This window comes from Levilactobacillus senmaizukei DSM 21775 = NBRC 103853 (genome assembly GCF_001592085.1).
In the GTDB taxonomy this organism is placed as follows: domain Bacteria; phylum Bacillota; class Bacilli; order Lactobacillales; family Lactobacillaceae; genus Levilactobacillus; species Levilactobacillus senmaizukei.
Map to the genome: position 1 here is coordinate 1 of NZ_BCWD01000015.1, position 21206 is coordinate 21206.

13 protein-coding genes are annotated in these 21206 nt (G+C 51.2%); all 13 read left to right on the forward strand.

Features of this window, described 5'->3' with window-relative positions:
* Positions 1 to 2714, forward strand: a 2714-nt coding sequence (locus LSE01S_RS06705) for a leucine-rich repeat domain-containing protein (RefSeq protein ID WP_061776863.1), incomplete at its 5' end; no start/stop codon positions are given.
* A gap of 89 nt (positions 2715 to 2803) precedes the next feature.
* Positions 2804 to 2938: an LPXTG cell wall anchor domain-containing protein gene (locus LSE01S_RS11060; protein ID WP_169798695.1), complete on the forward strand. Its 135-nt coding sequence runs from the start codon at positions 2804 to 2806 to the stop codon at positions 2936 to 2938.
* 338 nt (positions 2939 to 3276) lie between these two features.
* Positions 3277 to 4200 (forward strand): glycine--tRNA ligase subunit alpha, encoded by a 924-nt coding sequence (gene glyQ / locus LSE01S_RS06715; RefSeq protein WP_061776865.1) that lies wholly within the window; start codon positions 3277 to 3279, stop codon positions 4198 to 4200.
* Positions 4200 to 6275, forward strand: a complete 2076-nt coding sequence (gene glyS / locus LSE01S_RS06720; protein ID WP_061776866.1) for a glycine--tRNA ligase subunit beta — start codon at positions 4200 to 4202, stop codon at positions 6273 to 6275. Before glyQ ends, glyS begins: the two co-directional genes overlap by 1 nt.
* A 202-nt stretch (positions 6276 to 6477) precedes the next feature.
* Positions 6478 to 7086: an SdpI family protein gene (locus tag LSE01S_RS06725; RefSeq protein ID WP_061776867.1), complete on the forward strand. Its 609-nt coding sequence runs from the start codon at positions 6478 to 6480 to the stop codon at positions 7084 to 7086.
* Positions 7087 to 7312: 226 nt separating this feature from the next.
* Positions 7313 to 9151: a DNA primase gene (dnaG, locus tag LSE01S_RS06730; RefSeq protein WP_061776868.1), complete on the forward strand. Its 1839-nt coding sequence runs from the start codon at positions 7313 to 7315 to the stop codon at positions 9149 to 9151.
* A gap of 10 nt (positions 9152 to 9161) precedes the next feature.
* Positions 9162 to 10292 carry an RNA polymerase sigma factor RpoD gene (gene rpoD, locus LSE01S_RS06735; protein ID WP_420843289.1) on the forward strand — a complete coding sequence of 377 codons (1131 nt, stop codon included), beginning with the start codon at positions 9162 to 9164 and terminating at the stop codon, positions 10290 to 10292.
* 273 nt (positions 10293 to 10565) lie between these two features.
* A complete protein-coding gene (locus tag LSE01S_RS06740) occupies positions 10566 to 11087 on the forward strand; it encodes an RrF2 family transcriptional regulator (RefSeq protein WP_061776870.1) in 522 nt (173 codons plus the stop codon).
* A gap of 36 nt (positions 11088 to 11123) precedes the next feature.
* Positions 11124 to 14390, forward strand: coding sequence for an MMPL family transporter (locus LSE01S_RS06745; protein WP_235808315.1), 3267 nt, complete (start codon positions 11124 to 11126; stop codon positions 14388 to 14390).
* 367 nt (positions 14391 to 14757) lie between these two features.
* Positions 14758 to 18258 carry a KxYKxGKxW signal peptide domain-containing protein gene (locus LSE01S_RS06750; protein WP_061776872.1) on the forward strand — a complete coding sequence of 1167 codons (3501 nt, stop codon included), beginning with the start codon at positions 14758 to 14760 and terminating at the stop codon, positions 18256 to 18258.
* Positions 18259 to 18394: 136 nt separating this feature from the next.
* Positions 18395 to 19102 (forward strand): tRNA (adenine(22)-N(1))-methyltransferase, encoded by a 708-nt coding sequence (locus tag LSE01S_RS06755; RefSeq protein ID WP_061776873.1) that lies wholly within the window; start codon positions 18395 to 18397, stop codon positions 19100 to 19102.
* Positions 19089 to 19895, forward strand: coding sequence for a Nif3-like dinuclear metal center hexameric protein (locus LSE01S_RS06760; RefSeq protein WP_061776874.1), 807 nt, complete (start codon positions 19089 to 19091; stop codon positions 19893 to 19895). Before LSE01S_RS06755 ends, LSE01S_RS06760 begins: the two co-directional genes overlap by 14 nt.
* 55 nt (positions 19896 to 19950) lie before the next feature.
* Positions 19951 to 21192, forward strand: coding sequence for a peptidase T (gene pepT, locus LSE01S_RS06765; protein ID WP_061776905.1), 1242 nt, complete (start codon positions 19951 to 19953; stop codon positions 21190 to 21192).
* Positions 21193 to 21206 lie beyond the last annotated feature (14 nt).

A 21206-nucleotide genomic window follows, 5' to 3' on the forward strand; every position in this document is an offset into this window, starting at 1 on the left:
CCCTGAGTACCGGATTAATGGGTACGACACTGGTCCATGCGGCCGCAGAACCGGTCATATCCCAGAATTCGGGAAGTAAAGGGGACGCGGGTAAGCCGGTAGTACCCGCAAGTACTGGCGACGATGACCCGCAGGCTAATCAGAATAGTAAAAATAGCGGTGACCCATTGACTGACGATAAAGAACAATCTGGTGATGGGACTGGCGACCTGGCTGACAAGAATGGCTCGGCGGCTGAAAAAGTCACGCCAGTTACCGTGAATGCCAAATATCAGCGTAGGACCCGGGCGCTGGACATTCCGGCGGCACCCACCCCCAACGCCGACGTGACCCCGACACCCGATGCCACGGGCGCGGACACGGCGGGACTTCAGTATGCCCTTAACAGTGACCAGACTGCCTATACGGTAACGGGTTACACGGGCGATGCGACGGCGATCACCATTCCGGAACAATTTGAAAACCTTAATGTCACGGCGATTGCCGATAAGGCGTTTGCTAATGGCAACTTAACTAGCGTGATTATCGGGGATAAAGTGGGCACCATTGGTGCGAGCGCCTTTGCCAATAACAAGTTAACCAGTCTGACCATCGGTAACGAGGTTCAAGTGATCGGGGCCTCCGCATTTGAAAACAATCTATTGGAAACTATCGACTTCCGAGCTAATCAGACGGGTAGCGGTTGGCTTTGGAAGATTGGTGCGGCGGCCTTTAAGGGTAACCAGTTGAAAGGGACGTTGACGCTGCCGGTTGGAGTAGCAGAGATCGATACAGCTGCATTTGAGAATAACTTATTAGAATCAATTGATTTCAAGGGTGTTCAAGCGGGAAGTACATCACTCTGGGACATTGATACGGCGGCTTTTAAAAACAATCGGTTAAAAGGCATCTTAAAGTTACCAGCTGGAGTTAAGAACATTGGTGATTCTGCCTTCGAAGGCAGTGATCAGGAAGCAATCACCGAAAATCAGTTAACCGGTGTCGATTTTGGTGTGCGCCCACTTAATGATGGGAAGAATCTCGACCTAACCATCGGTGTTGACAGTTTTAATTATAATGCCTTGACGAGCATTGCCTTGCCTGATGGCACGACCACGGTGAAAGACACAGCCTTTGCCAACAACCACCTCGTCACGGCAACGTTGGGAACGGATCTGACTACCATTGGCAATGGGGCATTCCAGAATAACCTGTTACAGACCATTACGATTCCTAAAAATGTTGACCCGATTGGTAATTCGGCATTTGCTAATAATCAGCTGACCGAAGTGACCTTTTTAGATGGCAGACTAGACACCATTGGGGTTGGAGCGTTTGAAGAGAATCACATCACTAGTCTAAAAATTCCTGACAGCGTCAGGATCATTCAAGGATCTGCCTTTACAGAGAATCCGCAATTAACCAGTCTGGAACTGGGTAATCATGTGGATACGATCGGAGCCGCTGCTTTTGCTGGCGATGCGATTAGCGGTAATCTAACTTTTCCTGACTCCGTGAGAGTCATTGGGAATACGGCTTTTGCCGGTAACCAATTGACGGGGGTCACGTTCGGTAATCAACACAGCTCTAAGCTGGAGACCATCGGTTCGGCCGCCTTTGTGGGCAACCCTGGCCTGACCGGTGAGCTGGTCATTCCCGATCAGGTTAATTTTATCAACGCTGGGGCGTTCTCAGGGGACGCCTTGACCGGGATTGACTTCGGCAAGAGTACCGGGACCATTGGCAATGGTGCCTTCGCCAATAATAAACTGGTTGGGACCTTAACGTTGTCCGATGGCATTGAGCACATCAATAGTGCCGCTTTTCAAAATAACGCACTGACTGGCTTGAAGCTGGGACAGGCCTTAATGACCATTTTAGGCGAGGCCTTTGCTGGCAATCAGATTGCTGGTGACTTGGTCATTCCGTCCAAGGTGACCACGATTGGTGAGCAGTCCTTTACCGGTAATCAATTATCCCGGTTGACGCTCGGTGATAGCGTCGCAACCATTGGGACGTCGGCCTTCGCCGATAATGCCTTGGTCGGGGATGTCTTGCCGGATGATGATACCAGCGCTGAGCACGGGTTAACGATTCCCGCCAGTGTGACCTCGATTGGCAAAACGGCCTTTGCCGACAACGCTCTCGTTGGCGTCACCTTTGCCGGAACCGTCGATTCGATCGACAACGAGGCCTTCGCCGGCAACAACCTGCAGAAAATTCAGGCGGCCGATCCCGTTACCCACCTGGGTGATCAGGCCTTTGCTGATCAACAAACCCTCACCGCCATGGTGGGTCATGCCAGCGATCAGCTGACGGGCGTCAAGACGGCCATCGCGGCGGCCTTGAAACTACGGAACTTCTCCCTCACGGATCCGATGGTCTTTACCCATAACGGGACACCGTTAAGCTATGATTCCACCACGGATCGGTTGACCTTACCCAGCGGGTTTACCGGAACCAGTCTGGTCTTGACCTTGAGCTCGGGGACCACCGGGCAGGCCACCGATCACTCCGGTAACTATGGGGTTAATCAGTTAACCCTTAAATGGACGGACCCAAGTAGCGGTGGTAGTTCTGGGACAACTGATCCGGTGTCGCCGGATCAGCCCACGCCGCCAACTATCCCGGTCATTCCGGGGAAGACGCCAACGGCCCAACCAATCCCAAGCAGAAGAGGGGCACCCATCGTTCGCCAAGGTCGCCGCAGACTCGGCAACCATGGACGCCATTGAAGGCGTATGGCCGTTCAGGAGTCAAAGCGAACGGCTGGACTTATCGTGAAGGGATCCAACCGGGCCTAACGAGGCAACCGGGTCATTCGGTGGCTGGTCAACGTCCAACGGCTACTGATTTGCCCCAAACCAACGACTCGACGACCGGTTGGTCTTGGATTGGGGCCATGCTCCTGACGATCCTGAGTTGGTTGGGACTGGCTAATCACCGGCGTCAAGGGTAAGGATTTCACCTAAATTCATTGACAAGCCTGAGCCAGACGACTATTATGAAAAACAGTTAAATAAGTCGATTATGATGAATGAAAAACACAGCGATTATTTTCAGCGAATCCGGGATAGTGTTAGCCGGGTAGTGATTTCTGTGGGTTGGCACATTCGGAGTCGTTTCCAATAAAGCTGCTAGTCCATGGACTAGAAGTAGGGTGGAACCGCGAAATTAAAACTTCGTCCCTACGTGAATTTGCCTCGGTGAATTCTCGTAGGGACTTTTTTTGCGCTTATTTATTCATTAGGTTAGCGACATTGACTGAATCACATCTTTTGAGGAGGAAACGCACCCATGACAGAAAAACTGTCCATGCAAGCAATCATCTTAAAGTTACAACAGTATTGGTCCGCCCAGGGCTGCATGCTGATGCAAGCTTACGATACAGAAAAAGGGGCCGGTACCATGAGCCCTTACACCTTCCTACGGGCGATTGGACCAGAGCCTTGGAACGCCGCCTACGTTGAGCCATCTCGGCGACCAGCCGACGGGCGTTACGGGGAAAACCCTAACCGGTTATACCAACATCATCAATTCCAAGTGGTCATGAAGCCTTCACCAGACAACATTCAGGAACTTTACCTGAACAGTCTGCAAGAGTTAGGTATCGACCCACTTGAACATGATATTCGCTTCGTTGAAGATAACTGGGAAAACCCATCCATGGGTTGTGCCGGTGTTGGTTGGGAAGTTTGGTTGGACGGGATGGAAATCAGCCAGTTCACCTACTTCCAAGTCGTTGGGGGGATGGAAGTTGATCCTGTGACCTCCGAAATCACCTACGGCTTGGAACGGCTAGCATCCTACGTTCAAGACGTGAACTCCGTCTTTGATCTGGAATGGGCCGATGGGGTTAAGTACGGGGATATCTTCAAGGAACCCGAGTATGAACACTCCAAGTACAGTTTCGAAGAAAGCAATCAAGCCATGTTATTACGGCACTTCGATGAGTATGAAGATGAAGCCAAGAAACAAATTGCTAACGGCTTGGTTCACCCGGCCTACGATTATGTTTTGAAGTGCAGTCACACCTTTAACCTGCTGGATGCTCGTGGGGCCGTTTCCGTTACAGAACGGGCCGGCTACCTTTCACGGATTCGGAATATGGCCCGGGCTATTGCTAAGGCCTTCGTTGCCGAACGGAAGAAGCGCGGGTTCCCATTAATCAAAGATGACCAGGTACGACAAGCATTATTAGCGGACGAGGAGGCCAAATAATGGCACACACATTTTTACTAGAAATCGGTTTGGAAGAAATGCCAGCCCACGTGGTTACACCGGCCATCAAGCAGTTGGTTAAGCGGACCGCGGATTACTTAAAAGAACAGCGCGTGGCTTACGATGACATCAAGCCATTCTCAACCCCACGTCGGTTGGCCCTGTTGATCAGTGGCTTGGCCGATAAGCAAGACGATATCAGCGAATCCGTTAAGGGTCCGGCCAAGAAGATTGCTCAGGATGCGGATGGTAACTGGAGCAAGGCCGCCATCGGGTTTACTCGAGGCCAAGGTCTCACGCCAGACGATATTACCTTTAAGGAAATCAAAGGGACCGAATACGTTTATGTCGACAAGTTCATTGCCGGTGAACCCGTTGCCGCCGTTCTGGCAGGGCTAAAGGACGTGATTACCGCGATGACGTTCCCAACCATGATGAAGTGGGGCGCCCATCACTTTGAATACATCCGACCAATCCGTTGGTTAGTGGCCTTACTAGATGCTGACGTCATTCCCTTTAGCATCCTGGACGTGACGACCGACCGCAATACTCGCGGCCATCGTTTCCTCGGCAAGGACATCGAGCTGAAGCAGGCGGGCGATTACGAAGCCGACCTGACCAGTCAATTTGTCATTGCCGATGCCGACAAGCGTAAGGCCTTGATCAAGACGCAAATCGACAAGATTGCCACGGATAACCAGTGGACGGTCAATGTCGATGCTGGCCTCTTGGAAGAGGTTAACAACTTGGTTGAATGGCCAACGGCCTTTGCCGGGAGCTTTGACGAAAAGTACCTGACCATTCCGGAAGAAGTGTTGATCACCTCAATGCGGGATCATCAACGGTTCTTCTATGCGCGGGATACTAGCGGCAAGTTATTGCCTAACTTCATCTCCGTTCGTAACGGGAACGATCATGACTTGCAAAACGTGGTTGCCGGGAACGAAAAGGTTCTGACGGCGCGGTTGGAAGATGCCATGTTCTTCTACACCGAAGACCAACACAAGACGATTGCCGATTACGTTGAACGGTTGAAGTCGGTTAGCTTCCATGACAAGATCAGTACCATGGCTGAAAAGATGGCCCGGGTGACGGCCATTGTGGGTGTCTTAGCCAAGCATTTTGACTTAAACGATGCCCAGACGAAGGCGGCTTTGCGTGCCAGTGAAATCTACAAGTTTGACCTGGTTACCGGGATGGTCGGTGAATTCGCCGAACTTCAAGGGGTTATGGGTGAGAAGTATGCCCTGCTTGAAGGCGAAGATCCTGCCGTTGCCCAAGCCATTCGCGAACATTACGAACCAATCTCTGCCGATGGCGCCTTGCCAGCTTCCGTGCCCGGTGCCGTCCTGGCATTGGCCGACAAGCTCGACAGTATCCTGACGTTCTTCGCCGCCGGAATGATTCCTAGTGGTTCCAACGACCCTTACGCCCTGCGTCGCCAGGCAACGGGGATTGTGCGGATTGCTCGCGACCAACAGTGGTCTCTGCCAGTCGCTGACTTGGCACGGGATGCCATTGCCGCCGAAACGGCCGCTAACGTGGCACCAGACCTGGACCAAACGGCCCAAGTCGAAGCGCTAGTCAACTTTGTTAAGGACCGGATTCGGAAGATCTTGCGTTCCAGCAAGCAACGACACGATATTATTGCCGCCGTTACCGAAGGTTCCAGCAGTGACGTCTTGCAGATCTTCACGGCGGCCAATATCTTGGCGAGCCACGCCGATGACGCCAACTTTAAGGATGTCATTGAATCCCTGACGCGGGTCATCCGGTTGGCCCAGAAGGCGCCAGCCGAATTGGCTACGGCCAAGGTTAATCCCGAACTGTTTAATAACGACAGTGAAGGGGCCTTGGACCAAGGCGTCGCCAAGGTCGCTGCGGCTGCCGATCAGGGCTTAGATGCGTTGTACGCCAGCCTGGCTGACATTCAACCAACGATTGCGGCTTACTTTGAAGCCACGATGGTGATGGACAAGGATGAAGCCGTTAAGAACAACCGGCTTACGGAACTCAGTCATTTGGCTCAGTTAGCGCTGACCTTGGGTGACCTGGACCAGTTAGTCGTCAAGTAGCCGTTATTTCATTAAATTGATTAATAAGTTAGCGAGAGTCTGGGATTAATCCCAGACTTTTTTATTAGGGCATCAGCTTTTATCGTTAAGGAATTAACCGATGGACGCAGTGCGGATCGATTGAAAAATTTCGAGCGTGAGGCCATGCTCACGATAATTGATGGGGACTGTCAGTTCAATCGAGCAAGAGGGATGATTGAGAATGTTTAAAACGAAGATGTCTGCTAAGTGGCAGTGGGGAATTCGAATCCTGAATCTTGGCCTCTTAGCGTTAATCGATCTGTTTCAGCGGTTGTCGGTGCGATTCGGGACGGTTCAGCCGGCGCGCACGGTAACCAGTCTCTTGTGGTTTACGTTGATCGCGTTGGTGACGATCAGTCTGCCGGTGATTATTCCTAGCAGCCTTAGGGCGCGGCTAGCGGAATCGGTTCAAACGGAGCTGCCCTTTGACTTAAACGTCGTGTTATTCTTATACAGTCTTATTTTTCTCATTTGGCCAACGGCCTTATTGACAACCCGGCAACCACATCAAGTGGGCGTTGTCGTCATGATCTTTCTGTCGATTATTGCCGCCATCTTGCCTTACGTTCCTCGTAATCACCTGGTCGGCATTCGGATCCCTTGGACCTACAACTCGCCGGTTATTTGGCACAAGGTGAATGTGCTTGGCGGGCAGGTTATGTTAGTCGTTTCGTTGTTGAGTCTCTTAGCCTTGGGCATCAACCAATCTTGGTTTATCGCTATCCTAACGATTGGCACTGTGGTGCTGGTGGGAACGACCATTTGGTATGCCTACGAGTTAGCCAAGTGACCGATTAAAATTTGCAAAAAAATAGTAGCCAAATCATCGTAAAATACCCGGCATTTTTCTCCCGGAACCGCGAGGCCTAAGTGTTGACACCGGCTGTAATAGGAGTAGTATGTATAGTGTATTTTTACGCACGTAGGCCAATTAAAGAGTCGCACTTTTCGGGATTCCGGGGTGCGACTTTTCATAGCTTTTAGCGCGATGGAGCTCACGGTAAGGGAGTGATGGTTTGGCAAAGATACCCGAAGACGTGATTGAAACGGTTCGAACGGCGACCAACATTGCTGATGTGGTTGGCCAATATGTTCAGCTTAAGAAGTCCGGTAAGAATTTGTTTGGACTCTGTCCGTTTCACGAGGAACGGACGCCATCATTTTCAGTAGCGGAAGATAAACAAATTTTTCATTGTTTTAGTTGCGGCCGTGGGGGCAACGTGTTTAAGTTCTTAATGGAACTCGAACACGTGAACTTTCCAGAAGCCGTGGTCAAGGTTGCTGACTTTAGTCACGTTGACCTGGCCAGCGAATATCGGCAAGACGCTAATGGTCCTGCCGTGGATTCCAAGACTGGCCAGCTGATTGACCTGCAGGAACAGGCGGCAAAGCTGTATCATCATATCCTGGTGAATACCGAGATGGGTGAGTCGGCATTAACCTATCTGCACGATCGGGGCCTCACGGATGCAACCATTGAGACCTATCAGTTGGGATTCGCCCCGGCCAAACGATTATTGAAGCCGTTCTTTGACGGTCGGGATGCGGATTATCAGCTGTTACGACAGTCGGGCTTGTTCATTGAGAACGCTGACGGCGAGCTCAGGGACCGATTTACCGAACGGGTCATGTTTCCCTTGCGGAATGCTAGCGGCCATGTCGCGGCCTTCTCAGGGCGTTTGTTACAGGTCACGGATGGCCAACCGAAGTATTTAAACAGTCCGGAGACGGCTTTGTTTAACAAGAGTCGATTGTTGTTCAATTTTGATTTGGCTCGTCCGGCGATTCGGCAACACGGCGAGGTGACGTTGTTTGAAGGCTACATGGACGTCATTTCCGCCGCCCAGGCCGGCGTTCAAAATGGGATTGCTTCCATGGGGACCAGCCTGACGACCGAACAGATTTATGCGATCGAACGGACGACGGATAAGCTCAACGTATGTTACGATGGTGATGAGCCCGGTCAACGGGCTATCGCTCGGGCCTTAACCTTGCTAGGCCAGCATAGTCATTTACAGTTGAGTGTCATCCAGTTACCCGAGGGGCAAGACCCCGACGAGTATCGGCGGGCTAACGGTGACGAGGCCTTTCGGCAGATGTTGCAAACGGCCAAGGAAACCCCAATTCGGTTTCATCTACGGTACTTGCGGCGTAATCGCGCCCTGGATACCGACAGCGAACGACTGGACTACCTGCAGCAGATCATGCCGCTCTTGGCCCAGGTGAAGGAGCCGGTTGAACTGGATCTGTATTTGAATCAACTGGCCAGCGAGTTTCAGTTGGACAAGTCAGCATTGCTGGCTCAGCTCAAGCAAACGCAGCGAACTTCCGCGGCTGAGCAAGAGCGGCAGCGCCCGGCGCAGACACCAACTCGTCAGGAACAGCCGGTGATGGTTCATCAGCAGCAACGGCCGTTGAATCGGCTAGAACGGGCCGAACGAGGGCTCCTCTACCGGTTATTACATGACCGGAACGTGTGGGCTCGCGTGAGCGCGGTTCCCGACTTTTGCTTTGTGCATGATGACTATCAGGTCATTTACACGCTAGCTCAAGGGTACTTTCAAACGCATCAGGTCTATCAGAGTGCTCAGTTCACTGATTTTATTCAGGAGGACCGCTTGCAGCAACTGGTGATTGACTTGGAAACCATGAACATGACGGCGGCCGTAACCGAACGCGAGATTGACGATTATCTCGCGGTAATTATGACCGACGCACCGGTGGAAGAGCAGCTCCGACAAAAGAAGAATCAATTGGCAGAAGCCTCACGATTGGGTAATGCCGAACAACAACAGCAATTAGTGATTGAAATTGTTCGCTTAGAGCAACAACGCCAGGCGAACAAGCAAGTTTAATCTAGGGGGTATTTTGATGGCGAAAAAGACCACAGATCAACCAATGTTTGACCAAAAAGCTTACAACAAGACGGTGCGAGCTTTAATTAAAAATACCAAAAAGGCCGGACACATCACGTATGACGAACTGTCCGATCAGGTTGCTACACCGTACACGTTGGATGCCAAGCAAATGGATAAGTTACTCGAGACCATTTCCGATGCTGGGATTAGCGTGGTTGATGCCAAGGGTGAGCCAGACCCACGGGCGGTTAAGGCGCAAAAGACCGTTTCTAAAAAGGAACTAAAGGACGCCGGCACCACGACCGGGGTTAAGATCAACGATCCCGTTCGGATGTATCTGAAAGAAATCGGGCGGGTTAACCTGTTAACTGCCGATGAAGAAGTGGCCTTAGCACTCCGGATCGAAAAGGGTGAAGAAGCGGCCAAACAAGAATTAGCCGAAGCCAACTTACGGTTGGTGGTTTCCATTGCCAAGCGTTATGTGGGCCGGGGGATGCAATTCCTGGACTTGATTCAAGAAGGAAACATGGGCCTGATGAAGGCGGTCGAAAAGTTCGATTACCGTAAAGGATTCAAGTTCTCCACGTATGCCACTTGGTGGATTCGGCAAGCCATTACACGGGCGATTGCTGACCAAGCACGGACCATTCGGATTCCGGTGCACATGGTTGAAACGATTAACAAGTTAATTCGGATTCAGCGGCAGTTACTCCAAGACTTAGGACGGGAACCAACACCCGAAGAAATTGGGGCCGAAATGGATATGCCAACGGAAAAGGTTCGTGAAATCTTGAAGATTGCGCAAGAGCCGGTTTCCTTGGAAACTCCTATTGGTGAAGAGGATGACTCCCACCTGGGCGACTTCATCGAAGATCAAGACGCGACTAGTCCGGCAGACCACGCGGCTTATGAACTTCTGAAGGAACAGTTGGAAAGTGTCCTTGACACGTTGACTGACCGGGAAGAAAACGTTCTGCGGTTACGGTTTGGCCTGGATGATGGTCGGACCCGGACTTTGGAAGAAGTCGGTAAGGTCTTTGGGGTAACGCGTGAACGGATTCGGCAAATCGAAGCCAAGGCACTGCGTAAGTTACGGCACCCATCACGGAGCAAGCAACTTAAGGACTTTTTGGAATAGATTAGAAATGATGGTGTAATCAGTGATGAGGCTGGTTGCACTATTTTTTTGTTCAAAAAACGCGAAAAAATCCGGTAAAATTTCGTTAGTAGGAGTGAGGACATCACTTACTTGGCGAATGTAGCCAAGTTGGAATCGTTTACATAGAAAAATAGCTGAAGGTAGGTTATTTTATTGCGTCAAAAGTCTTGAAATATTCGCTAAAGGGGATATAATGTATCTCGTTTAAGAATTAAGGCTTTCAAAAGTTTTTGCGGTAAAGGAGGGTCGTTTTTGAAGGCAAAGCCAAGCTTAGAGCAGGCGCTGTGCATTGTGGCATTACTGGGGATCCAGGATCGTGAGATTCCACTACATAGTCAACTTGTGGCTCAACGACTGGGGATTTCGACCAGTTATCTGAAAAAAATTGTTCAAAAATTGGCGGGAGCCAAGATTGTTAAGACGGTATCTGGTCGTGAGGGCGGCATTGTTTTGACCCGCGACCCGCATGAGATCACGTTACTCGAGGTCTTTGAAGCCATCGAAGGACAATCATTGTTTGTTAAGAACACGGGATTAGTGAATAAGGTTTTTGGATTTGACCAGAAACAAGCTTTCATGAACACCTATCAGCTAACGGACCTGCAGGACCAACAACCGGTCGCTAACGTCTTAGCCGTGTTTGGCAAGGCGGAGGATCTGTATCGGCAGGAGTTAGCAAAGTTGACCATTGGCGAGGTCTTACCCACGTCGGCTAACCAACCCGTTGAGTTGGACTGGACGAAATGGTTAAAGCAACACCCATCAGCAGAATAGAGTAGAAAATATTTAGGAGGTTTTCCCGTGCGTTGGATGAATAAACATTACACCTGGAACGTCATCGGGTGGCTAGTGATTGTCTTACTGGCCGTCCTGACGCTACCGAATATGAGTCAACTGGTGGCGGACAAGGGGCAGATTACGGTCCCCGACAGTTATCAGAGTACTCGTGCGACGAATATGCAAAAGCAGTGGGGCCGCTCCCAACGCGGTACCACGGCGGTCGTGGTGGTTTTCAGCAACGGAAACTCGGCCCTAACGAGTTCCCAGAACACCGCGATTGACGAAACGATTCAGCGAATCAAAAATCATGAATCACAATATGAAATCCGGTCGGTGACTGCAGCCAGCGATAGTTCAACGGCGGCATCACAGCTGATTTCAAAGGACAAGAGTACGCAGTTACTGCAGCTAAACGTCCACAAGTCCTCCAGTCATGGGGTGGCCACGATTCGTAGCCAAATCACAAACCTGGCCAAGACTAGTGGCGTTAGGACCTACGTCACCGGTGCCGATGTCTTGAACCAAGACTTCTCCGACGCCACGCAGGCTGCGGTCCAAAAGACCGAAGTGATTGCGGCAATTTTCATCTTCTTGGTCCTATGGTTAGTCTTTCGTTCACCAATCACGCCATTATTCTCACTATTAACGGTGGCCGTGTCCGTTATCACGTCGATTTCCGTGGTGGCCAACATGGTTGACCGCTTCAACTTCCCGTTCTCCAACTTTACGGAAGTGTTTATTGTCATCGTGTTATTCGGGATTGGGACGGACTATAACATTCTCCTATACAATGAATTCCGGGAGCGATTGGCCCAAGGGCAGGATCGCTACTCGGCAACCAAGGATGCCATTAAGATCGGTGGCCGGACAGTGCTTTACTCCGGACTGTCCGTTTTAATTGGGATGAGTGTATTGGGCTTTGCCAACTTCTCACTGTACCGATCCGCGGTTGGCATTGCCGTCGGGGTGGTGGTCTTATTGGCCGTTCTCCTGACGTTAAACCCATTCTTCATGGCGGTCTTCGGCAAGCGGATGTTCTGGCCGGTCAAGAAATTTGCCGGTGAAGGCGACAGTCGGTTGTGGCATGGAATGGCTAAGCACGCCATGATTCGCCCAATTATTACCTTAATTGTTACTGGGATCGTCTTTGTGCCATTAGCCCTCACGTCCCATGGGACCTTGGACTACGACAACCTGGTTGAAATCGGCAATAACGTTCCCGCTAAGCAAGGGTTCAAGATTGTTCAAAAGCATTTCTCTAAGGGGACGGCGGAACCAACGACCATTTATATTCAAAGTGATCATAAGTTGGATAACGAAAAGTCTTTGATGCTAATCGACCGGTTGACCAAACAATTGCAAGCCTCAACTGGGGTTAAGACCGTGGCTTCCGCGACCCAACCGGGTGGTAAGGAAATTAAAAAGCTTTACGTGCGGGACCAAATGAGTACCGTCACCAGCGGATTGGCTCGGGCCCAGGCCGGGGTTAATAAGGTCAACAAGGGCCTTAAGTCCGCCAATGACCAATTGAGTAAGCAAGATGTTTCGGGTTCGGTCACGTCGGCTAAGAAGCTAGCCAGTGGGGCCCAACAGGTCAGCACCGGGACCAACCAGTTACAATCGGCCATTTCTCAGGTTTCAACCGGGGTTAATTCCCTGAATAGTCAGGTATCTTCGGTCTCTGGTGGTAAGCAGGCGGCTCAATTAGCCCAGCTGGAAGCGGCCTTGCCACAGCTAAACGCGGCCATTCAGGAACTGAATCAACAGGTCGCTGGCAGTCGCACCAATACCAGCGGGATCAAGAGTTCCCTGACCACCATTGGCGGGCAGACGCAGGATATTGGGAAGCAATTGGCCACCGTTCAGAGTACGATGAAGAGCTTGCCAAGCATGGATGCTAGCACGGTTAGTGCCGCCTTCACCAAGGCCGGTGCACCGTTATCTGCCGCTCAAAAGCAGGTGTTAGCGGGAGTTCTTAAGCAACAGACCGCGGCTCAAGCGAAATTACAGACCGAATTAACTACGTCGCTGACTAAGATTGGGACGGATGCAAAGGCCATCGGCGCCGCCGACAAGTCGGTTGCCAGCCAATTAACCAGTCTGCAAAATTCAACGTCCACGTTGCAAAAGGCCGTGGCGACGTTGGCTCAAAAGTCCAATATCGCGTTGCCGGGTGCGACAAAAGCCCTGAATGCAGCTAGCGCTCAATCGAGCAAGTTATCCGGTGCCACTGGGAAACTCTCCAGTGCGATGTTTACCATCAATGGTAAGATGCCGGCGTTGACCAGTGGGGCCAGTCAGGTGGCTAATGGAAACCAAACTATGGCCGAAAAACTGGCGGCCATGAGTCAGCAATTGACCGATCTCCGGAATGGGTTAACGTCCGCTTCGAGCGGCTTGACTCAGGTTTCTACTGGAGTTGGCTCGGCCAACGTTTACCTAAAAGAACTGCAGGATTCTGCGGCTACCGAGACCTTCTACATTCCTAGTGCGCAGTTGCATGGGGAATCGTTCAAGCCGGCGCTGACGACCTACATGTCGCCTAACCGCAAGTTGACCAAGTTAACGTTGGTTCTCGATGACGATCCAAGTTCCGCAGCCGCCATGGCTCGGTTGCCGCAACTCGAAAAGGTTGTGAACGGGTCGCTTAAGGGAACGAGCCTAGGCCATGTCAAGGTCGCCTTTGGTGGTAACACGTCACAAACCAACGACATTAACGACATGGCTTCCGGTGACTTTACGCGGACCGTCATTATCATGTTAGCAGGAATCTTTATCGCCTTGATGGTGGTGACGCGTTCACTGGTTCAACCAATCGTTATCGAAGGGATTTTGTTGGTCGCTTACTCCGGGGCATTGACCATCGTTCATTGGTTGGTTAAGCCAGTTCTCGGGGCCGACATGTTGACTTGGAATACGCCATTCTTTACCTTCGTGATGTTAATTTCCTTAGGGGTCGACTACTCAATCTTCCTGATGCGCAAGTACCGGGAATCCTTACATGAACCGGGTGCCACCAGCGATAAGATGCTGAAGGCTGCCACGGTCATGGGGACGGTGGTTATTTCCGCCGGGATTATCCTGAGTGGGACCTTCGCCGCGTTGATTCCTTCAGGGGTCATGACGTTGATTCAAATTGCGTTGGCCGTAATTATTGGGATTATCCTATTGGTTGTCTTGTTGCCACTGGTGATGCCAGCGGTTATGAAGATCACCTATCCCTATCCATATTCTAAGATTGCTCAGAATGCGGATGAGGAGCAGGCCGAACAGTCCACGCGACGTCGGCGTCAATAAAGTTTAAAGAGGAAGCCTCAGATTGCTTTGACAGTCTGAGGCTTTTTTGGCGTTCGGGGAAAAGTTAATTGGGGAGTCGGGTAAGGTGACCGCCAACTTTTCCGATCTGGTTAGTCAAAGTCTCAGTGGACGATCGACGGGGTAATTAACCAAACGATTTCTCGTGGTTTCCCGTTTAAAAATACGGACTCTACAGTAAGATAGAGATGTATCGAGTAAAATAAAATGGCGTGATAGCAATAAAGAAAACGCTTTCTTATTGGCATTGTTTTACCTGTTTAACATTGTTATACTTTAATTAATCAATAGATAACGCACGGCAATTTGTCATTCCTAATGTCAGTCAACCATTGTAGGAGGAAGCGCCATGTATTTTAATCGGAAGTCAATTACTCATGAACATCGTAAAATGTATAAAGTTGGCAAGGACTGGGTGGTTGGATCGATCGCCACCATCGGTCTCATAACCGGGTTGAGTGTCGGCCGGCCGCTGACAGCATCGGCCGCTAGTGAACCGGACCCTCGGGTAGAGCAATCTGATGAGATTGATGGGAAACCGGCGGGAGATCCACCAGTCATTCAGAATAAAACGGGTGAACCGACTTCCGAAGATCTCGGAGATCCAACCGCCACTTCTTCCGCTAGTTTAGCGGATACCTATTCCGATGCCCAAGAGCAGGTCGATGTTGCGAACGGGAAAGCTCAGGCAGTCAATGATAGTCTAGCCAAATTACAAGATCTGCTGAACGCGGCGGACTTAACCGCACAAGCTAATTGGCAAGAAAATATCCGAGCAGCGCTGGCTGAGTACCAGAGTAAGGTGAGCGCCTTTGGTGAGACCAATGCTCAGACGCAGGCCCTAATTACGGCCTATCAAGCCAAAATTAATGAAACAATTAAAGATTCACCCAATGCCGTCAAACAGGTGACCGATACCGAAACCATTGGCGACGACCTGGTCGACTATCAAGAATTGACGGCCAATCTACAGAAAGACGTGGCGGTCCAGGTTCAAACGGTGCAGACAAATTTGGCTAACTATGTCGTGTCAGATCAGGTTAACCAAGCGAGTGAGGCGTTAACAAGCGCCGCTACAAAGTTAAATGACGGCCTTGAGCATCCGGCACTGACGAGTGCGGACCTCATTAAGCTAAAGACGACGTACGATCAAGCACTCATGGCTTACAATACCGCGGTCGTTGCCTATAACGATAAGACCGGAAAAGCCATGGCCGTCATTAGTGCCGATAAGAATCCAGAAATTACTCAGATGCTGGCCGATCTTCAGGTGACGGAGGCTTATTCGCAGGCGGTTGCGAAATACGAAGATTTTCAGGCTAAGGCCAAAGATTATCAGACGGCGGTGAGCACTTGGCAGACGGCGATGAATGAATACAATCAGGCTTTGGGCAGCTTAACTATGCCCGCAATGGCCAGTAAAGTAGAACTTCAGGATGCGCGGCAGGCGGTAGCAGCCGCCGCTAATCAGATGGTGGAGGTGCAAGCCGCCTATAGTAAGGTTGTTCAGGATCCCCAAAATGAAGCCATTGTTTCAGCCTACTTGGATGTCTATAAGGCCCGCTTAGACGCAGTTGCCGAACAAAGTAGTGTGAAAATGGACTATGACAAGTCGCTGGCTGCTCTAGAAAAGCTAGAGGAATACTTGGCGAAGACCCAGGCGGCCGGTGCAGACACCACGCATTGGGAAGCTGAAATTGCCAAGAAATCACCCAGTGTGGCATCAAATAAGATCCGATTTGATGAGGCAACGCAGGTGGTTGAGGCCGCTGAAACGGCCATGCAGGAGCCTAAAGCAGTATTTGATGACATGGCAAAGCGCGAGGAGTCGGTCAGCGAAGCCTTTAATCGGGCCCTCGATGACTTAAATACTAAGTTGGCCGGATGGCAGGAAGCCTACGCGGCATATGAGACGGCGATTACTAAGCCGGTAAGTAGCGAGTCCAGCGCCCCAGACTTTAAGGCGATGGCAACGACGGTGTTGCAGACGCAAGCAGCAGTCCAAGCCGCCCTGTCAGCGATGACAAATAGTCAGGCTGATTATCAGGTCACGTTGACAGCCTATCAAACGGCCTTGGATAAGAGTGGGCGGACCACGGTTAAGGCCACTGATGAGGCGCTCCCTGATCTAGCGGTCCTACAAACAGATTTGTCCCAAAAAATTGAAGACAATGCCACGGTACTAGTTGCCACGCCGAAGTTATTGGCAGTTATCGCGGCGCAAACCGCCTTACAACAAAGAATTAATCAAATCAATCAAATCGTGCTCGCCATTAATAGTGACCAAGCCATGCTAAAAAATATTTATGAAGCAGCTTATGCCGGGAACATCTGGACGGTCTTGACGGATAGCTTTCAAACAATTGGAACCGACTTAGCTAGCAAGGCGGTGGACTATCAATTGGCGATTAACGGCGATGATCAGGTCGCCAGCTATGCCAAACTGATCGCAACTCTAAAGGCTGCCAATGCAGACTACGGCATTACCGATGATGCCTATACTTATCCGGCGAATGATGACGTCACGGCACAATACTCGAATTTTGGCAAGAACTGGACCGGCTTTGAAACAGCTTACCAGGAATTTTTAGACTTCTTGGCTAAGAGTGCGCCAACCGAAGAGAATAATGCGACGGTTGCCGCCAGGATGAAAGATGGCGATTATCTATCAACTAACGGTGTCTACTCTGCCACTGAGGACGATGAGTTTGATCCAGGGGGCTCGCACGTTAATATATACACCCGGTATGCTCAGGGGTTAGATAATTTTCTTGGTAGGTTCGTCAAGGATTGGCTGTTAACATCTGATGTGCAAAGTACGCGCAGCAACTTTGTCACCTTTGATATCGGCAGCACAGACACTGAAAAAGCGACGAGCACAACCGGCGCGAATTATTTGACCGTTAATGAAGACAAAAAAGCCGAACTAGCCGAACTATTACAAGGAATGGTTCTGCCTTTCTATGAGAAGAATGGTACGGTCTACCATCTGACAGCATTCGCCGTTCCGGGGTTAGGACGCGATGGCTATGACAGTCCGCGGCTTGATAGTATTCAAGACGTGTACACCTTCAAGAGTTTTGATCCGGTGGAAGAGGTCATGGCGATGTTTACCGGTATGAATTATAATACCCAAACGAATACGACCTTTTATTTTCTTTACACCGCGTCACCGCAACCGGGGATCGACGATCTGACAAATCTCACCGTTGAGACCACGTTACCAAGCTTACACCCCTTTGGTGAGGGCACCTTGGCGTCTTCGGGAGCCTGGAGTACGGGGTCCTTGACCGCTGGTGGTACTGTGACGGCGTCTGAACCCAATCGAGTTGTCGACAGTGGGAGCACGGTGGCCGGTCGATACGCCGGCGGTGAAATGATTGACCATGCATTTAGCGCGTTATCCGTGAAGCAGGCACCGATCATCAGCCTGAACCGGGTCACCGAAACGCCAGCGGGCAATCCAGGAACGGTTGATCCCGGAACCACCGATCCCGGTAACGGGTCGCTTGACCCCAATGGTGACCAGGTACCAGAGATCAATCCGGGACAACCAACGACCTCGCCAACCGAGTCCCCCGGCGGCGTCGCCTTACCTGGGCGAACAGCGAACAAGGGACCGGCCGGCAAGGCGGTTAAGTTAACCGCAGTCAGGGCTAGTGATGACAGGCTTAGTGTACAAACCGACAATCGGCAACAGAGCGCCAATCGGATACGGGTTTCTGATCATTCTGCGGACGCCACTCTGCCGCAGACCAGCGGACAATCTCAGGGGATCTTAGCCCTCATCGGGAGTCTGTTATTGGCCTTAGCGAGTGGGTCGTTCGTTAAACGACGTCACCAGAATTAACTTGTGAATGACTCATGGGGAAAAGAGGCGGCCAGTGGCCGTCTCTTTTGATTGCCGTTAAATTCGCGGTATTCAATTGTCCGGTGCTGTTTTATACTAGAAGTAATGAAGTTTTACGAGAAAGGAAGATTTAACTATGGATGCAGACCATCTATCAGAACGATTGGCAACGGTCGCCGGCTACGTGCCAACGGGGAGCCGTTTAGCTGACATCGGGACCGACCACGCGTATTTGCCCGTTAACCTGGCCAAGCGGGGCGTCATTATTAGCGGCGTTGCCGGTGAGGTTGTCCGGGGCCCCTTTGAGAATGCGCGTCACGAGATTGACCGCGAAGGGTTGTCCGATCAGATCACGGCCCGCTTAGCTAACGGTCTCAAAGCCATCGAACCTGGGGACCAAATTGATACGGTCGTCATTGCTGGGATGGGTGGCGCCCTGATTACCCAGATCCTGACGCAGGACTTCGGCCGTCTGGAAGGGGTTAATCGCCTTGTGTTACAGCCCAACGTGGGCGAAATGAACGTGCGACAATTTCTGATGGACCACGGTTTTTCCTTGGTGGCCGAGCAAATCTTGGCCGAAGATGGGCACACCTACGAAATCTTGGTAGCCGATCGCCAGCCGGTGGTTCATCCGTATACCGCCGATGAGTTGCGCTTCGGTCCCTTTCTGTTGGCCGAGCACAATCCCATCTTTATCGAAAAGTGGCGACACGAGTTGGCCCGAAGCCAGGCCGTTTTGAAACAAGTCCGGTCGGCCGCGGTGGTGCCCGTCGATAAGGTTGCAGCGCTAGAACAAGCGATTGCCGAAATTGAGGAGGTCCTACACCGTGTTAGTGCGTGAGTTAATCGACCGATTTGAACGGTTTGCCCCACAGACCTGGGCGGAGCCTTGGGACCATGTCGGCCTGCAATTGGGCCGGCTGGATGCCGAGGTGCACAAAGTCTTAGTTACCTTGGATGTTCGTCCAGAGGTAGTTGATGAAGCGATTGCGGTGGGAGCTGACCTGATCTTTGCACACCATCCCCTGATGTTCCATGCCGCCAAGGACCTGGACCTAGCCAATCCGCAAAATCAAATGTATGCCACGCTGCTACAACACGGCATCACGGTCTACGGGGCCCATACGAACCTGGACAGCGCGCCGGGTGGTATGAACGACTGGTTGGCGACGGCCCTGAACTTGCAGGACTGTGCCGGGTTGGTACCTAGTAACGGGGCCACGGCGACGCCGGCGGTAACCATGGGACGCGTGGGGGCGCTGCCGACGTCCATGACGGTCAGTGAGTTTGCGATGACTTGCAAAAAGGTGTTTAACGTGCCCGGTTTGCGGTTAATCAGTCATCGTCCGGAGGCCATGGTGCACCGGGTGGCGGTCTTAGGCGGTAGTGGTAGCGAATTCTATCCGGCCGCTATGGCGGCCCAGGCCGATGTCTATGTGACGGGGGATGTTTCGTATCATCCCGCCCATGACATGCTGGCGGCTGGATTTAGTGTGGTTGATCCGGGCCACCATATCGAGAGCATCTGCATTCCCCATTTGACCCGGATGTTTCAGGACTGGACCACGGCGAATGACTGGCCACTGACGGTGGTGGCAACGCAGATCAATACGGATCCGTTTACTTTTATTTAGCGCGTCAAACGCGTAAACTAAACTTAGTGTTAATTTATTTGAGGAGTGATTTATGTTGGCAAAGTATGAAAATTTGATTCCCCGGTTTCTGAAATACGTTAAGATTAATACCCGGTCGAATCCTAATTCAACGACGATTCCTTCCGAACCGCGCTTGATGGACTTCGCAAAGGGCTTGGTCAAGGACCTAAAGGCCATTGGCTTGGATAACGTCCACATCAATGACCAATCTGCCTACGTCTACGCCACCTTACCAGCGAACACGACGAAGCAGGTGCAAAAGATTGGGTTCATTTCTCACTTTGATACCGCTGACTTTAACAGTGAAAACATCCAGCCCCAGATCGTGGAAGACTACGATGGCAAGTCCGTCATCAAGTTGGACGACGCTGGCAAATTCACCTTGGATCCAGCCGTTTTCCCTAACTTGAAGAACTACGCCGGGCAAACGCTGATCACTTCCGATGGGTCAACTTTGTTGGGGGCCGATGACAAGTCCGGAGTTGCCGAAATTATGGCAGCCATGGAATATCTGTTAGCCCATCCGGAAATCAAACATGGTGAAATCGAAATTGGCCTGGGACCCGACGAAGAAATCGGTTCTGGTGCCGATCATTTCGACGTTAAGGACTTTGGGGCCGACATTGCTTACACGGTTGATGGGGGCCCATTAGGTCAATTGGAATACGAAACTTTCAACGCGGCTGATGCGCAAGTTGAAATTACCGGAACCAACGTGCATCCCGCCGAGGCTAAGGGAGTGATGGTTAACGCGTCCCAAGTTGCCATGGACTTTCACGCCGCCTTACCCGCGCATGATCGGCCGGAAAATACTGAGGGTCGCGAAGGCTTCTTCCACTTGTACAGTATGAATGGGACGGTTGATTCGGCTCACCTGGGTTATATCATCCGAGATCACGATCGGGAAATCTTCGAAGACCGTAAGAAACTCTTCCAAGGGATTGCCGATCAGATGAATAAGGACTTCGGCAGTGACCGGCTCAAGGTGACTATCAAGGACCAATACTACAACATGCGTGAGGTTATCGAGAAGGATATGACGGTGGTTGATTTGGCTAAGGATGCCTTTGCCGCCTTGGACATTAAGCCACTCATTTTCCCAGTTCGTGGGGGGACCGATGGCTCCAAGATTTCCTTCATGGGCTTGCCAACACCCAACCTCTTCGCTGGTGGAGAAAACATGCACGGTCGGTTTGAATACGTTTCCGAAGAGACCATGGAACGGGCAACCGACGTGGTTGTCGAGATCGCCAAACTCGCCGAAGCGCAGGCTTAAATTAATTAGTCAAA

Coding starts and splice junctions, on each gene's coding strand:
- LSE01S_RS06750 (WP_061776872.1), top strand. CDS start 14,758: ATGTATTTTAATCGGAAGTCAATTACTCATGAACATCGTAAAATGTAT.
- glyS (WP_061776866.1), top strand. CDS start 4,200: ATGGCACACACATTTTTACTAGAAATCGGTTTGGAAGAAATGCCAGCC.
- LSE01S_RS06755 (WP_061776873.1), top strand. CDS start 18,395: ATGGATGCAGACCATCTATCAGAACGATTGGCAACGGTCGCCGGCTAC.
- LSE01S_RS06745 (WP_235808315.1), top strand. CDS start 11,124: ATGAATAAACATTACACCTGGAACGTCATCGGGTGGCTAGTGATTGTC.
- LSE01S_RS06725 (WP_061776867.1), top strand. CDS start 6,478: ATGTTTAAAACGAAGATGTCTGCTAAGTGGCAGTGGGGAATTCGAATC.
- glyQ (WP_061776865.1), top strand. CDS start 3,277: ATGACAGAAAAACTGTCCATGCAAGCAATCATCTTAAAGTTACAACAG.